Below are 15,127 nucleotides of genomic sequence, written 5' to 3' on the forward strand. Positions count from 1 at the left end.
GCGCAGGATGCGCTCATCCCGGGCAGCGCGTGCATGTGCGTCGATCCGGGATATCTAATCACGTACGACACGCGACCCGTCTCCCAAGGACGGGTTTCGCGCTTTTGGAGATATAGATGGCCAAAGTTACATCGCTCTGCGTCTACTGCGGCTCCAGCGGTGGCAAGTACCCCGAGTACACCGAACAGGCGCGTGCGTTCGGCACCGAAATGGCCCGTCGCGACATCGCCCTGGTCTACGGTGGCGGCAAGGTCGGTCTGATGGGCACCGTGGCCGACGCCGTGCTCGCTGGCGGTGGCAAGGTCATCGGCGTGATCCCGCGCCAGCTGGTGGAGCTCGAAGTGGCCCATCCGGGCCTGAGCGAACTGGTCGTGGTCGAGACCATGCACCAGCGAAAGACGCGCATGTACGAACTGTCCGATGCTTTCATCGCCCTGCCCGGTGGTTTCGGCACGATGGATGAGATGTTCGAGATGCTGACCTGGGCGCAACTTGGCCTGCATCGCTACCCATGCGCGTTCCTAGATGTGCGTGGTTATTACGGCGGTCTGCGCACGATGATGGACCACATGGTCGACGAAGGTTTCGTGAAGGCCGGCCAACGCGACAGTGTATGGTTCGGCAATTCGATGACCGCGCTGTTCGACTGGATGGACAGTTACGATGGCGGCAATGCGTCCCGCGTGATTGACCCGTCCAGCGTCAAGGCCTGATCACCTGCGCTACAACCCGCTACAGGTCTCGTCATAGGATGTGCACATGCTCATGAAATGCCATCGCTCTATCCCGCTGGCTATCACCGTCATGTTTTTCGCACTTCCGGTAGCCAGTGCCGACTGGAGTACTCCTTCAGCCACCCAGTCGGTATCCGCCCCGAAGGCCGATCCAAGCGTACCTGCGGATCTCCGCGACACTGTCGTCGACGCGACAGTCAAGGGTTTCTTGCTGTATCGCAACGACACCGCTTCCGCCATCGCCAGTGACACCATGGTGGATTCGGGTGCCCTGAAGGAAGTTGCCCATCCCACTGGCTGGCTCACGAATAGTGAAGACGCAGCCGGTGACCTGTGGTCAGTAGCATTTACCGAAGACAAAGATGGCAAGCCATATGCATTTGCCGACGCCACCGTGCAATTCGTGGATGGCAAACCACGGGTATCCTTTCATCGAAACAAGCCAGCGCGACCCATTGCAGGCACCGAGGCCATTGAGGTTCAGGTTCGCGACCTCGCCATGAAGGTCAATGTGCTTCGCTGTGCACCGCAGTACAACCAAGCCGTCATGCTGTGGCAAGAACACGGCAACCTGTTCGCCAACGTGGATTTGCTTCCGGCCCGCACCGACGCAGACACCTACTATCTGGGCGGTTTCCACGAACTGCGCTACACCCTCAAGGGCGATGCGCCACCCAGCCACTTCGCGCAGACCAAGAGCTGCATCACTGTCACGAAGGAACCGGCCAACAGCGTCGCCATGGTGGTCACACACCTCACCTCGCCAACTCCCACCCAGTTCCACGTGTTCATGAGCCTCTCGTACCACAAGACCATATACGTACTCACAACGCAGAACCATCTGAAATGGGCCGTCGAAGCGGGACATATTCGCATCGTCAAAGAAGACAAGTCATGACTCCATCCGTTTCTGCCTTCCGCGCCTTCCGCATCCACAACGATGACTCCGGCTACCGCGCCGGTGTCGAAAGCATGACGGCTGATGCACTGTCGCCTGGCGAGGTGCTGATCAAGACCGCGTATTCGTCGGTGAATTACAAGGATGCGCTGGCCGGCACTGGCAAGGGCAAAATCCTGCGCCAGTTCCCGCTCAATGGCGGTATCGACGTTGCTGGCCATGTGGTCGCCTCCACCGATCCCGCGTTCAAGGAAGGCGATGCGGTGCTGTGCACCGGCAGCGGCCTGTCTGAAACGCGTGACGGCGGCTATGGCGAATACGCGCGGCTGGAAGCGCGCTGGACGATTCCGCTGCCATCGGGCCTGAGTCTGCGTGAAAGCATGATCCTCGGCACCGCCGGCTTCACCGCCGCGCTGGCGCTGTTGCGCATGCAGGACAGCCGGCAGACGCCGGCACTCGGCCCGATTGCCGTGACCGGCGCCAGTGGCGGCGTCGGCCAGTTGGCGATCGATATCTTCAGCCGTGCCGGGTACGAGGTGCATGCGATCAGCGGCAAGGCGGATCATTTCGACTTTCTGCGCAGTCTCGGCGCCACCGCATGCATCGACCGCCACCAGCTCGCCTTCAGTGGCAAGCCAATGGATTCGGTGCGCTTCGGTGGTGCGTTGGATAACGTCGGCGGCGCGATGCTGGCCGGGCTGCTGCCGCTGATCGCGCCCTACGGCAACGTGGCGATCTGCGGCAACGCGGGCGGCATCGCTTTCGACAGCACCGTCATGCCGTTCATCATCCGCGGCGCCAGCCTGCTCGGTATCGCGTCAGCCGGCACCGCTCGTCACATCCGTGACGAGGTCTGGCGACATCTGGCCAGTGACTGGAAGCCGCAACATCTGGAGCGCATCGCCACGCGTGAAATCACGTTCGACGAACTGCCTGAAGTATTCGTGCATATGCTCGCCGGCGACTCGTTCGGCCGCACTTTGCTGCGCATTGGCAACACGGTTTGACGAACCGCGCTTGGAAGTCGCTTCATCACGGCTTAGAATCAACGAAACTCGCTGGGGACTATCACCATATGGCACGTATCCTGATCGTCGACGATTCCCCGTCCCAGTTGCTGGGCATCAAACGAATCGTCGAAAAACTCGGGCATGAGACCCTTTCCGCCGAAGATGGTGCCGCTGGCGTCGAAGTGGCCAAGCTGGAAAAGCCCGATTTGATCCTGATGGACGTGGTGATGCCGAACCTCAATGGTTTCCAGGCGACGCGCACGATCAGCAAGAATCCCGACACCGCGCATATCCCGATCATCCTGGTGACCACCAAGGATCAGGAAACGGACAAGGTCTGGGGCATGCGCCAGGGCGCCAAGGCCTACGTGACCAAGCCGATCAAGGAAGAGGAACTGGTCAAGGCGCTGAACGAGTTTCTGCCGCACTGATCCTGGTCCGGCAACTCATCACGCTCATGCAAACGGCGCCCTTCGGCGCCGTTTTCTATTGACCCACCGGCAACCTGTTACCGGCGCGGATCGTAGTCCTTGAAGTGTTCATGCAGCGCTTCATAGGCCGCACGCTGCTCGTCGTTATCCGCCAGTGGCGCCCGGATCGAAAGTTCCACCATCTGATCGCCCGGATGTGCGCCCGGCATGCCACGGCCCTTCAACCGCAACTTGCGTCCCGACTGCGAACCCGCCGGGATGCGCAGATCGACCGTACCGGCCAGAGTCGGTACCGGCAGCGTGGCTCCCAGCGCCGCTTCCCACGGAGCGATCGGCAACACATGCACCACGTTGCGGCCGTCCAGGCGGAAACGCGCATCATCGTGAATGCCCACTTCCAGCAGCAGATCGCCATTCGGACCGCCAGCCATGCCCGGCTGACCCTGCCCGGAAAGGCGAATCACCTGGCCGGGGTTGATGCCGGCCGGAATCTTCACTTCCAGCACGCGCTCGCCACCAGCCGGATCATGCAACGCCAGGCGTGTGCGGCCGCCATCGAATGCGGTCTGCAGGTCGATTCGCACCGATGCCTGAACGTCCTGGCCGCGGCGTGGACGCGGCTGGCCGCGTTGGCCAGCACCGGCTGCACCACGGCCAAACAGACTCTCGAAGAAGTCGCTGAAATCGCCGTCGTCTCCGCCACCACCGAAGCCCTGCTGCCCTTGCCAACCCGGCGGCGGCCGGAACTGCTCGCCCTGCCGATAGCCGCCAGCGCGCAGCTGATCGTAGGAGCGCCGCTTCTCGGCGTCCTTGAGTACTTCGTTAGCCTCGTTGACCGATTTGAATTTCTCCTCGGCACCGGCTTCCTTGTTCTTGTCCGGATGGTATTTGCGCGCCAGCTTGCGATACGCCGCCTTGATCTCGGCTTCGCTGGCATCGGGCTTCACACCCAGGATCTCGTAATAGTCTTTGAATTCCACGAACACTCCCCAGCTCACACAAAACAGCGGCGAATCGACTCCGCTGCGGGCAAGACCTGCATGCGACTCGGTGACAGGTGTTGATGGTAATGCGTCGAAGCGGCGCCGGGGCCTTCTCCACCCGCTGTGGCCTCGAACGGTTGCCTCCATCACCACCTGTCACAGAAATAGGTCCCGGCGGCGGACGATTCAAGGCGACAGGCCGCCACCGGGCGATTTAGCATGGCGAAACTTCCCCCATCCCGAGACCCGCATGACCATCCAGCCTGGCGACACGATTCCGGACACCACCATCCAGGTCATCGACGGCGCGATAAGGCCAGGACATACCGGCGAGCTGTTCGCCGGACGGAAGGTCCTGCTGTTCGGCCTGCCTGGTGCGTTCACCCCGACCTGCTCCAACAAGCACCTGCCCGGCTATATCAGTCATTACGCCGAATTCCAGCAACGCGACATCAACGTGATGTGCCTCGCCGTCAACGACGCCTACGTGATGCAGGCCTGGGCCGCCGCGCAACAGGTTCCCGCCGGCCTGCTGATGCTTGCCGACGGCAACGCCAGCTTCACCCGCGCGCTGGGACTGGAGCTGGATGGCACCGCGTTCGGCATGGGCCTGCGCACGCGCCGCTTCGCGCTGTACGCGGAAGATGATGTGGTGCGCGTGCTGCAGGTCGAAGCGCCTGGCGAGCTGCGGGTTTCCAGTGCCGAGGCGATGCTAGCGGCGATCGGACATTAAGATACTTATGCCGGTATGTTGATTGCAGGCTGGCTAACGTCGGCTTTCGGCCGATTCTGTTGAAAAACACCCTTGTCGCGGTGCGATGGAAGTGGTTGACTGATCACCCATCGACCGAGCGGGATTTTCGCGATGATGGGACGTCAGCAAGCTGCGCAAGCCCCCTTGTTCTACGCCTTCAACCTTGACGATCACGTCCCCGCCAATCATCTGCTTCGCGGCATTGATCAGTTCCTTGATCTGAGCGAACTGCACACGCATTTGTCCGCGCACTACAGTCACACTGGCCGTCCCTCGATTGACCCGGTGTTGCTGATCCGCATGCTGATCGTGGGCTACTGCTTCGGGATTCGCTCGGAACGTCGGTTGTGCGAGGAAGTGCACCTCAACCTTGCGTATCGTTGGTTCTGCCGACTGGACCTGGAAGATCCGATCCCGGATCACTCGACGTTTTCGAAGAACCGGCACGGCCGGTTTCGCGACAACGACACGCTGCGGTTCGTGTTCGAACAGGTGCTGGCACGTTGTCTGAGCGAGGGACTGGTTGGCGGCGAAGGATTCGCGACGGACGCGAGCGTGATCAAGGCCGACGCCAGCCGTCAGCGTGGCGTGTCGGGCGCGGAGGCGCACTGGGACAAGACAACGCCGCTCACCCGACCCGTGCGCGAGTACCTTGAAGCATTGGACGCTGCGGAGGAGGAACGCATCCCGCCAAAGAATGTGTCGCTGACCGATCCTGCCTCGCAGTGGACCGCCGCGCCCGGCGGTCCGGCATTTTTCGCCTACTCCACCAATTACCTCATCGACACCAAGGCAGGTGTGATCGTGGATGTGGAGGCGAGTCCCGCGCATCGCACGGCGGAAGTAAATGCCACACGTACCATGCTGGAGCGCACTGAAGTGCGCATGGGCATGAAACCTGAGCGGCTGATTGGCGATACGGCCTATGGCTCAGCCACCATGCTGGAATGGCTGGTCGAACAGAAAGGGATCGAACCGCACGTGCCGGTGTGGGATAAATCGGAGCGATCCGATGGCACGTTCTCCCGGACTGAGTTTGCCTGGAACGAGCAGGACAACGCCTATGACTGTCCTGGCGGCAAGGAGCTGCGCTCGAACTGGCGCGCCTTCAAGGTGCCGCGCACCGGGGTAACCAAGGCCGACACGATCATCTATCGCGCCAGCGAGCATGACTGCCGAGGCTGCTCACTGAAAGAGCAATGCTGTCCGAACACCCCGATGCGCAAGATCGCGCGCAGCATCCATGAACATGCACGCGAGGTCGCACGCAAGATTGCCACGACGCCGCAATATCTGCGGTCACGCTGCGAACGCAAGAAGGTCGAGATGTTGTTTGCTCACCTCAAACGCATCTTGCGGCTGGATCGATTGCGCCTGCGAGGTTTGCATGGTGCGCATGATGAGTTTCTGATGGCAGCCATCGCCCAGAATCTGAGGCGAATGGCCAAGCGGTTGATGCCAACCGTGCAAGAAGACGCAAAAGGCCTCCCCGCATAGCGCTCAAGGGCGCTCGACCCTCCCAATTACTTCGCCGATGGATTGACGATCGCGCTATCGGCCAAGTACTCGCACTAAGAAAAGCGAGTTTTTCAACAGAATCGGCCGAAAGCAGATATTGAGGAGTGCATACAAAACCTCAAAGAAAAACCCCGGCAATGCCGGGGTTTTTCTTTCAAGACAGCATCAGGCTACTCACTCTTCGGTGGCTATCGGCTCAATCGTATCCGAACCTTCGCCATCAACCGGTGCCGGAATATCGGCGACTACGCCTTCCTCGCCGCTATCCTCATCCGCATCCAGCCGCATCACGCTGACAAGTTTTTCATCAGCCGGCAGCTTGATCAGGGTGACGCCCTGGGTGTTGCGGCTGAGCTGCGAGACTTCCGCCACGCGGGTACGCACCAGCGTGCCCTGATTGGAAATCAGCATCAGCTCGTGCGCCTCGGTGACCTGAACGGCGCCGACCAGCGCGCCATTGCGCTCGGAGCACTGGATGCCGATCACACCCTGGGTGCCGCGGCCCTTCTTGGTGAACTCGACCAGTTGGGTGCGCTTGCCGTAGCCGCGTTCGGTCGCGGTGAGGATGTCACCTTCAGCCGCCACGATCAGCGAAACGACTTGCGCACCTTCGGCCAGCCGCATGCCGCGCACGCCGGTGGCGGTGCGGCCCATCGAGCGCACGGTGTTTTCGTCGAAGCGGTTGACCTTGCCGTTCGAGGCGAACAGCAGGATGTCGCTGTTACCGTCGGTGAGTTCGACATTGACCAGCGCATCGTTCTCGTCGAGCTTGATCGCGATCTTGCCCTTCTGCAGCTGGAACGCGAACTCGGTCAGCGGCGTCTTCTTCACCGTGCCGTGTTTCGTCGCGAAGAACACGAAGCTGTCGTCGCGGTATTCGCGCACCGGCACTACTGCCTGCACCTTCTCGTCCGCGCCCAGCGGTAGCAAGTTGATGATCGGCTTGCCACGCGCACCGGGGCCCGCGTCCGGCATCTGGTAGACCTTGAGCCAGTACACACGACCGGTGCTGGTGAAGGTGAGCAAGGTGTCATGTGTGTTGACCACCCATAGCTGCTCGACGAAATCCTCGTCCTTCAGCGCCGAGGCCGAGCGACCCTTGCCACCACGCTTCTGCGCACGATAGGTACTGGCCGGCTGGCGCTTGATGTAGCCGGTATGCGACAGCGTGACCACCACGTCTTCCGGTGCGATCAGGTCGAGGACGTTGAGGTCTTCCTGTGAATGCTGGATCTCGGTGCGGCGCGCGTCGCCGAACTCGGCCTTGACCGCTTCCAGTTCGCCGCGGATCACTTCGAGCAACCGGTTTGGATTCTCCAGGATCTCGATCAGGCCGCGGATGGTTTCCAGGATCTGCCGGTATTCGTCGGAAAGCTTTTCCTGCTCCAGACCGGTCAGGCGATGCAGGCGCATCGCCAGGATTTCCAGCGCCTGCGCTTCGGACAGCTGGTAGCCGTCATCCTTCAGGCCATCGCGTGGATCCATCTCTTCCGGCCGCGACGCATGGGCGCCGGTAGCCGAAAGCAGCGCGCGCACCATGCCGGCTTCCCAGTGTCGGGAAACCATGCGCTCGCGCGCTTCGGCCGGCGAGGCCGAGGTCTTGATCAGCTCGATCATCTCGTCGATGTTGGCCAGCGCGACGGTCAAGCCTTCGAGGATATGCGCGCGGGCACGTGCCTTGCGCAGCTCGAAGATCGTGCGGCGGGTGACCACCTCGCGACGGTGACGGATGAACGCCTCGAGGATGTCCTTGAGGTTCAGCAGCTTCGGCTGGCCATCCAGCAACGCCACCATGTTGATGCCGAACGTCACCTGCAGCTGGGTCTGCTGAAACAGGTTGTTCAGCACCACATCGCCCATCGCATCCTTGCGGATCTCGATGACGACGCGCATGCCGTCCTTGTCGGACTCGTCGCGCAGCTCGCTGATGCCTTCGAGCTTCTTTTCCTTGACCAGCTCGGCGATCTTCTCGATCAGCCGCGCCTTGTTCACCTGGTACGGCAGCTCGTGGACGATGATCGTCTCGCGGCCGTTCGGCTCGGTCTCGATCTCTGCCTTCGCGCGCACCAGAATGCGGCCACGACCAGTGCGGTACGCCTCGATGATGCCGGAGGAGCCGTTGATGATGCCGTAGGTCGGGAAATCCGGCCCCGGAATGTAGTGCATCAGGTCGTCGATCGAGAGCGTCGGCTCATCTATCAGCGCCATCGTCGCCGCGATCACCTCATTGAGGTTGTGCGGCGGGATGTTGGTGGCCATGCCGACGGCGATGCCGGCCGAGCCGTTGATCAGCAGGTTCGGCACGCGCGCCGGCAAGACCAGCGGCTCGTGTTCGCTCTCGTCGTAGTTCGGCCCGAAGTCGACGGTTTCCTTGTCGATGTCGGCCAGCAGCTCATGCGTGAGCCGCGACATGCGCACCTCGGTGTATCGCATCGCGGCGGCGTTGTCGCCATCGACCGAGCCGAAGTTGCCCTGGCCATCGACCAGCAGATAACGCAGCGAGAACGGTTGCGCCATGCGCACGATCGCGTCGTAGACCGACTGATCGCCATGCGGATGGTATTTACCGATCACGTCACCGACCACGCGGGCCGACTTCTTGTACGGTTTGTTCCAGACGTTACCGAGTTCATTCATCGCGAACAGCACGCGACGATGCACCGGTTTCAGACCATCGCGGACATCCGGGAGAGCGCGGCCCACGATCACGCTCATGGCGTAATCGAGATAGCTCTGGCGCATCTCGTCTTCGATGTTGACGCGAATGATTTCTTTGGCGAGTTCTGCCATGAATCGGCTTCCTTGATAACAAAAAAAGGACGCTGGCACCGCGCCTCCAGCGCATGCGCGAGCGACCCGAAATCAACCTGCGAAGTGTAGCACGAATGACATCAAAACGTCTGGATTTAACTGTTAAGTATCAACGACTTATAGCGACGCTTTGTGGCGCTTGAAAAGCACTCAGTGGACTGTCGAAAAATTGACCAGCGCAGCGACTGCCGAACTCGCGGCGGCGGGCAGTACCGGCCACCAATTCAGGTCTGGAAAATTCAGCAACAACCGTGCGCAGACCCTGTCACCGATCTCAATACGACAGCTTCACCACCCAAACATCGCCTGCATCGCGAGGCTGTTCGGCCGCTCGATCACGCCGCGCTCGGTCACGATCGCGTCGATCAGTTCGGCAGGCGTTACGTCGAATACCGGGTTCCACGCCTGCGCCCCTTCGACCACGGTGCGTTTCCCCGCGGTGCTGAGCAACTCGGCAGGATCGCGCAGCTCGATCTCGATTTCCTCGCCGGTGCCGGTAGCCATGTCGACCGTGGATGACGGCGCCACTACCATGAACTTCACGCCGTGGTACTTCGCGGCAATCGCCAGTTGGTAGGTGCCGATCTTGTTCGCGGTATCGCCGTTCGCGGCGATCCGATCGGCGCCCACAATCACCCATTGCACGGCACCGGATTTCATCAGGTGGGCGGCGGCGGAATCGGCAATCAATTGCGCCGGGATGCCATCGCGCACCAGCTCCCACATCGTGAGGCGCGCACCCTGCTGCCATGGCCGGGTTTCGCCGGCATAGACATGATCGACCCGACCCATGGCCACGCCGGCGCGGATCACGCCCAGCGCCGTGCCAAAGCCGGCGGTGGCCAGTGAGCCGGTATTGCAATGGGTCAGTACGCCGGAATGCGTTCTGATCAACGCAGCGCCCAACTCGCCCATCTGACGATTGGCGGCCAGATCCTCGTCCTGGATCGCCTGCGCCTCGCGCACCAGCGCCGCGGCATCGGCACCAGCCGCGATGCGCTTTTTCATCCGGTCCAGCGCCCACATCAAATTGACCGCGGTGGGCCGTGCAGCACGCAAGGTGGCCAGCACTTCGTCGAGTGACTCACCTTGTTTCGCCGCCAGCGCCACGCCCCACGCGGCAGCAATGCCGATCGCCGGTGCGCCGCGCACGGCCAGATCCTTGATCGCCTGCGTGATGTGGCTGGCGTCAGTACAGTCGATCCAGCGTTCCTCGCCCGGCAGCAGGCGCTGATCGAGCAGACGCAGATATTCACCCTGCCATTGCACGGCACGGATGCGGTCGTAACGGTCGTAATCCATGGGTATGTCTTTGCTATTCAGTCAAACGATCAGATCAGGGCTTGCAGCAGCATGCGCATTCACGGCGCCTCAGGCATGACCAGCCACATGATCAGGTAAATCAGGATGCCCGATCCACCCAGCAGGGTCAGCATGACCCAGGCAACCCGCACCAGGGTCGGGTCCCAGCCGTAGTATTCGGCAATCCCACCGCAGACACCGGCGAGTTTTCTGTCATTGCGTGAGCGATATAAACGCTTCTCCATTTCGACGATCTCTGCGGGAAAGCCGTCAGTCTCGCGCACTCAGCCATTGATGGATAGCCGGTGGTACCTCACGCTGCGCGCGGCCGGACACATAGATGCCGATGTGGCCGCCCTTGAACGCCAGCTGGGTGTAATCGGTGGTGCCGACGTGCTTGCCCATCGCGCGCGAGGCATCCGGCGGTACCAGGTGATCCTGCTCGGCGAAGATGTTCAATACCGGCTGGGTCACCATACCCAGATCCACCGGCTTGCCGCCGATCTCGAGCGTGCCCTTGACCAGCTTGTTGCCTTGGTAGAAGTCCTTGATGAACTGGCGGAACGCCTCGCCGGCCTGATCCGGCGAATCGAAGATCCAGCGCTCCATGCGCAGGAAGTTCTCCAGCTCGGTCGGGTTGTCGAGGATGTCGACCATGCCGATGTATTTCTGCTGGTTCAGTCGCACCGGCTTCAGCGTGAGGTAGACGTAGTTCATCAGTCCGGCGGGGATGTTGCCCATGGTGTCGACGAACAGATCCACGTCCATGCTGCGGCACCAGCTCGACAGCATGTTGTCCGGCGTGTGGAAGTCCACGGGCGTGACCATGGTGATCAGGTTCTTCACCTTGTCCGCGTGCAGCGCGGTGTAGCACAGCGAGAACGCACCGCCTTGGCAGATGCCGAGCAGGTTGATCGCATCGAGATCGTGACGTTTGCGCACTGCATCGACACAACGGTCGAGATAACCGTTGATGTAATCGTCCAGGGTCAGCCAGCGATCGGCACCGTCGGGATAGCCCCAGTCGATCAGGTAGACGTCTTCGCCCTGCTCCAGCAGGTTGCGCACCATCGAACGGTCGGCCTGCAGGTCGGTCATCCATACCGTGTTGACCAGCGCATAGACGATCAGCAACGGCGTCTTCGCGGTGGGTCTGCTGTGGCCTTCGAAGTGCCATACCTTCAGCTTGTCCTCGCTGTAGACCAGCTTGCGCGGGGTGTTCGCGTATTCGGGCTCGCGCATGCCGCGCAGGTGGCCCATGCCGGCGGCGAGCTTGCGCTGGAACGTGGCGATGTCGCCCAGGGCCTTGGTCGGGTCGATGCGCAATGGCGTATACATGGCGAGATCTCCTTACTTGCGCTTGCGCGGACTGGTGCGGGAGGGAGATGCGGCACTGGACTTGGACGTGCTGGCCACTATCGCGCGCGCCGTCTTTGCCGGGGCCTTCGAAACAGACGTCTTTACCGCCGAAGTCGATCGCTTGGCAGGCGCAGCCTTCTTCGCGGCGGGCGCTGCACTCGGGCCACCGGCGAACTGGCGCTTCAGCGCCGCCAGTTCACGGCGCAACGCCATGATCTCGTCAGCATGATCTGAGGTCGCCGGCACGGGGCTGGCACGGAACTCGCGGCGCATGGCCTGCAATCGTTCGCCGAGGCTCGACACTTCGCTGCGCGTGGGTACGCCGAGTTGCTGGCAGAACTGTTCGGTCTGCTGCTGCTGCATCTGGCGCACACGCATCTGCGTGTTGACCATCTCACCGTAAACCTCGCGAAACTCGTCGGTCAGCGCGATCTCGGCATAGGCCTCTTCGGCGGCATCCACCCACAAGTCATACAGCGCCTTCAGCGAATCGATCTGGCGACCGGGCTCGGCGCGCTCCGCCAGTTTGTCCTGCAGGCGCTGCATCGCCTGCGCGTTGGAGCGCTGGATCAACGCCTGATAACGCGCGGAAGCCTGCAACGATTCCAGCATGGCGGCGGCCATCGCCTGTTGCTTCATCTGTTGTTCGCGATCCTGGCCAAACGCCGGCGTCGGCCCCTGGGCGCCCGGCAGATCGCCAAAGCTGCCGTGCTGCGCCGCTTGCATCCAGGATTGCCATTGCCGCGCAAAGCCCTGCGCGCCAGCACTGTCGATACCGCCGAACGCCTGCGCAAACGGCTGGCTGGCACCACCGAACAGCTGCTGCAGTTGCTGACGCCAATCGGCCGGCTGAGCCGCGGCACCGTTGGCGGCGGCGCCCTGCATCCAGTCGAAGTACCCCTTCAGGCCAGCCAAGGTGCGTTCCAGCGTGTCGTTGCCGGAAGCTGGTGTTGTCGGCGGCGTGAAAAACGGGTTGGTTACAGGCTGAGGCTGCTGTTGTTGCAGCTGGCGCGTCCAGGCGTCCCATGACTGCTGCGCCAGGGTCTGATAGTCCCTGATGAAATCATTCGCGGGGTCGGCCATCGGTGCATCCTCATGCGTGGTCCCTGCATCCTAGCAAAAACGTGTTGCACAAAATCATCGGTGCCAGAACGCACAAGGCCCGGCATAAGCCGGGCCTTGTGGAATCACACTGACCTTGAAACTCAGGCGGTGGCGCCGTTGGCGCGCTCGTCTTCGGTGACTGCCTTCATCGACAGGCGGATACGGCCCTGCTTGTCCACTTCGAGCACCTTGACCTTGACGATATCGCCTTCCTTGAGCTTGTCGGAAACCTTCTCGACACGCTCATCGGAGATCTGCGACACGTGCACCAGACCATCCTTGCCCGGCATGATCGTGACGAATGCACCGAAGTCCATCAGCTTGGCGACCTTGCCCTCGTAGATGCGGCCCGGCTCGACGTCGGAGACGATCTGCTCGATGCGCTTCTTCGCCGCTTCGCCCGCCTCGCGATTGACCGAGCCGACGATGATGGTGCCGTCGTCGCTGATGTCGATCGTGGTGCCAGTCTCTTCGGTGATCGAGCGGATCGTGGCGCCGCCCTTGCCGATCACTTCGCGGATCTTGTCCGGATGGATCTTGATGGTGATCAGGCGCGGGGCGTACTCGCTCATTTCCGTGCGGGCGGTGGTGAGCGCCTTGGCCATTTCGCCGAGGATGTGCAGACGACCGCGCTTGGCCTGCTCCAGCGCCACCTTCATGATCTCTTCGGTGATGCCGTCGATCTTGATGTCCATCTGCAGCGCGGAGATGCCATCGGCGCTGCCGGCCACCTTGAAGTCCATGTCGCCGAGGTGATCCTCGTCGCCCAGGATGTCGGACAGCACGACGAAGTCGCTGCCTTCCTTGACCAGGCCCATCGCGATACCCGCCACCGGTGCCTTCAGCGGAATACCCGCGTCCATCATCGCCAGCGAGGAACCGCACACCGAGGCCATCGACGAGGAACCGTTGGACTCGGTGATTTCCGAGACCACGCGCACCACGTACGGGAATTCCTCGATCGTCGGCTTCACTGCCTGCACGCCGCGCTTGGCGAGACGGCCGTGGCCGATCTCGCGACGCTTCGGCGCGCCGAAACGACCAGCTTCACCCACCGAGAACGGGGGGAAGTTGTAATGGAACAGGAACGGATCCTTCGACTCGCCACCCGGCGCATCGATGATCTGCGCGTCACGCGTAGTGCCCAGCGTGATGACGACCAGGGCCTGCGTCTCGCCACGGGTGAACAGCGCGGAACCATGCGTACGCGGCAGTACGCCAACGCGTGCAGTGATCGCACGGACGTCGTCGAGCTGACGGCCGTCGATACGCACCTTGGTCTTCAGTACGCTGTCGCGCATGGTGTGGTATTCGAGCTCGCCGAATTCCTTCGACAGCTCGGCAGACGCCCAGCCGTTCGTTTCGGCTTGCGCTTTCAGCTCACCCAGCACGTCGGCCTTGATCGCGGAGATCGCGTCGCGGCGCTGCAGCTTGTCGCGCACCTGGAACGCTTCGTCCAGCTTGCTGCCAACGGTGCCCTTGAGCGCGGCGACCAGCGACTCGTTGCGCGCCGGTGCCTTCCAGTCCCATGACGGCTTGGCGGCTTCGGCAGCCAGTTCGGCGATCGCACGGATCGCGGTCTGCATCTGCTGGTGACCGAACATCACCGCGCCGAGCATCACATCCTCGGACAGCAGCTGGGCTTCGGATTCCACCATCAGCACCGCACCGGCGGTACCGGCAACGACCAGGTCCAGCTGCGAAGTCTTCAGCTCGGTGGTCGTCGGGTTCAGCAGGTACTGGCCGTTGGCGTAACCGACGCGGGCGGCACCGATCGGACCCTTGAACGGGATACCGGCCAACGACAGCGCAGCCGAGGCGCCGAGCAAGGCAACGATGTCGCCGTCAACCTCGGGATTGAGCGAGACGACCTGCGCGATGACCTGCACTTCGTTCTTGAAGTCTTCCGGGAACAGCGGGCGCACCGGGCGATCGATCAGACGCGAGGTCAGCGTCTCCTTCTCGGTCGGACGGCCTTCGCGCTTGAAGAAGCCGCCCGGGATGCGACCAGCGGAGTAGAACTTTTCCACGTAGTCGACGGTGAGCGGGAAGAAATCCTGCCCTTCCTTCTGCTTGGTGGCCGCCACGGCGGTGACCAGCACCACGGTGCCGCCCATGCTGGCCATCACCGCGCCGGACGCCTGGCGGGCAATTTCGCCCGTCTCCAGCGTGACTTCGTGACTACCGTACTGGAATGACTTGGTTACTTTTGCCACGTGCTTA

Annotated in this window: 13 protein-coding genes; 6 read left to right on the forward strand and 7 right to left on the reverse strand. The window is 62.0% G+C overall.

Annotation, left to right across the window (positions count from 1 at the left end; translation table 11 throughout):
* Positions 1–116 precede the first annotated feature (116 nt).
* The 4 genes from B0E48_RS11205 to B0E48_RS11220 all read left to right on the forward strand — a co-directional run bounded on the left by B0E48_RS11205 (position 117) and on the right by B0E48_RS11220 (position 3,073).
* Positions 117–713, forward strand: coding sequence for a TIGR00730 family Rossman fold protein (locus B0E48_RS11205; protein WP_077518172.1), 597 nt, complete (start codon positions 117–119; stop codon positions 711–713).
* A 46-nt stretch (positions 714–759) separates the two neighbouring features.
* Complete coding sequence (locus tag B0E48_RS11210; RefSeq protein ID WP_139350248.1) at positions 760–1,632, forward strand: hypothetical protein; 873 nt, start codon at positions 760–762, stop codon at positions 1,630–1,632.
* Entirely contained in the window at positions 1,629–2,639 is a 1,011-nt protein-coding gene (locus tag B0E48_RS11215; RefSeq protein ID WP_077518174.1) for a YhdH/YhfP family quinone oxidoreductase, read from the forward strand. Before B0E48_RS11210 ends, B0E48_RS11215 begins: the two co-directional genes overlap by 4 nt.
* A 68-nt stretch (positions 2,640–2,707) precedes the next feature.
* Positions 2,708–3,073: a response regulator gene (locus B0E48_RS11220; protein WP_077518175.1), complete on the forward strand. Its 366-nt coding sequence runs from the start codon at positions 2,708–2,710 to the stop codon at positions 3,071–3,073.
* Between the two features lie 77 nt (positions 3,074–3,150).
* Here B0E48_RS11220 and B0E48_RS11225 read toward each other — a convergent pair whose 3' ends face one another.
* Positions 3,151–4,053: a DnaJ C-terminal domain-containing protein gene (locus B0E48_RS11225; protein WP_077518417.1), complete on the reverse strand. Its 903-nt coding sequence runs from the start codon at positions 4,051–4,053 to the stop codon at positions 3,151–3,153.
* A gap of 253 nt (positions 4,054–4,306) precedes the next feature.
* Between B0E48_RS11225 and B0E48_RS11230 the strand changes: the two genes are divergently transcribed.
* The gene (locus tag B0E48_RS11230; RefSeq protein WP_077518176.1) at positions 4,307–4,789 is read left to right on the forward strand and encodes a peroxiredoxin; all 483 of its coding nucleotides are present in this window, start codon (positions 4,307–4,309) and stop codon (positions 4,787–4,789) included.
* Positions 4,790–4,921: 132 nt separating this feature from the next.
* Positions 4,922–6,307, forward strand: a complete 1,386-nt coding sequence (locus B0E48_RS11235; protein ID WP_077518177.1) for a transposase — start codon at positions 4,922–4,924, stop codon at positions 6,305–6,307.
* Positions 6,308–6,502: 195 nt separating this feature from the next.
* On the opposite strand, the gene gyrA is transcribed toward B0E48_RS11235, so the two are convergent.
* The 6 genes from gyrA to pnp form a co-directional block, all read right to left on the reverse strand.
* Positions 6,503–9,118, reverse strand: coding sequence for a DNA gyrase subunit A (gyrA, locus tag B0E48_RS11240; RefSeq protein ID WP_077518178.1), 2,616 nt, complete (start codon positions 9,116–9,118; stop codon positions 6,503–6,505).
* Positions 9,119–9,427: 309 nt separating this feature from the next.
* Positions 9,428–10,441, reverse strand: a complete 1,014-nt coding sequence (mtnA, locus tag B0E48_RS11245; RefSeq protein WP_077518179.1) for an S-methyl-5-thioribose-1-phosphate isomerase — start codon at positions 10,439–10,441, stop codon at positions 9,428–9,430.
* Positions 10,442–10,500: 59 nt separating this feature from the next.
* Positions 10,501–10,686, reverse strand: coding sequence for a PspC domain-containing protein (locus B0E48_RS11250; protein ID WP_077518418.1), 186 nt, complete (start codon positions 10,684–10,686; stop codon positions 10,501–10,503).
* A 25-nt stretch (positions 10,687–10,711) separates the two neighbouring features.
* Positions 10,712–11,779, reverse strand: a complete 1,068-nt coding sequence (phaC, locus tag B0E48_RS11255) for a class III poly(R)-hydroxyalkanoic acid synthase subunit PhaC (RefSeq protein WP_077518180.1) — start codon at positions 11,777–11,779, stop codon at positions 10,712–10,714.
* Positions 11,780–11,791: 12 nt separating this feature from the next.
* Complete coding sequence (locus B0E48_RS11260; RefSeq protein ID WP_077518181.1) at positions 11,792–12,883, reverse strand: poly(R)-hydroxyalkanoic acid synthase subunit PhaE; 1,092 nt, start codon at positions 12,881–12,883, stop codon at positions 11,792–11,794.
* A 122-nt stretch (positions 12,884–13,005) separates the two neighbouring features.
* Positions 13,006–15,120 (reverse strand): polyribonucleotide nucleotidyltransferase, encoded by a 2,115-nt coding sequence (pnp, locus tag B0E48_RS11265; protein WP_077518182.1) that lies wholly within the window; start codon positions 15,118–15,120, stop codon positions 13,006–13,008.
* Positions 15,121–15,127: the final 7 nt, after the last annotated feature.

Source organism: Rhodanobacter sp. C03 (assembly GCF_002001175.1).
Classification (GTDB): domain Bacteria; phylum Pseudomonadota; class Gammaproteobacteria; order Xanthomonadales; family Rhodanobacteraceae; genus Rhodanobacter.

Bases quoted from the DNA above. Each gene is read 5' to 3' on its own strand.
- B0E48_RS11250 (WP_077518418.1), bottom strand. From the start codon at position 10,686: ATGGAGAAGCGTTTATATCGCTCACGCAATGACAGAAAACTCGCCGGT.
- B0E48_RS11220 (WP_077518175.1), top strand. From the start codon at position 2,708: ATGGCACGTATCCTGATCGTCGACGATTCCCCGTCCCAGTTGCTGGGC.
- B0E48_RS11215 (WP_077518174.1), top strand. From the start codon at position 1,629: ATGACTCCATCCGTTTCTGCCTTCCGCGCCTTCCGCATCCACAACGAT.
- B0E48_RS11210 (WP_139350248.1), top strand. From the start codon at position 760: ATGCTCATGAAATGCCATCGCTCTATCCCGCTGGCTATCACCGTCATG.
- B0E48_RS11205 (WP_077518172.1), top strand. From the start codon at position 117: ATGGCCAAAGTTACATCGCTCTGCGTCTACTGCGGCTCCAGCGGTGGC.
- B0E48_RS11235 (WP_077518177.1), top strand. From the start codon at position 4,922: ATGATGGGACGTCAGCAAGCTGCGCAAGCCCCCTTGTTCTACGCCTTC.
- mtnA (WP_077518179.1), bottom strand. From the start codon at position 10,441: ATGGATTACGACCGTTACGACCGCATCCGTGCCGTGCAATGGCAGGGT.
- gyrA (WP_077518178.1), bottom strand. From the start codon at position 9,118: ATGGCAGAACTCGCCAAAGAAATCATTCGCGTCAACATCGAAGACGAG.
- B0E48_RS11260 (WP_077518181.1), bottom strand. From the start codon at position 12,883: ATGGCCGACCCCGCGAATGATTTCATCAGGGACTATCAGACCCTGGCG.
- phaC (WP_077518180.1), bottom strand. From the start codon at position 11,779: ATGTATACGCCATTGCGCATCGACCCGACCAAGGCCCTGGGCGACATC.
- B0E48_RS11230 (WP_077518176.1), top strand. From the start codon at position 4,307: ATGACCATCCAGCCTGGCGACACGATTCCGGACACCACCATCCAGGTC.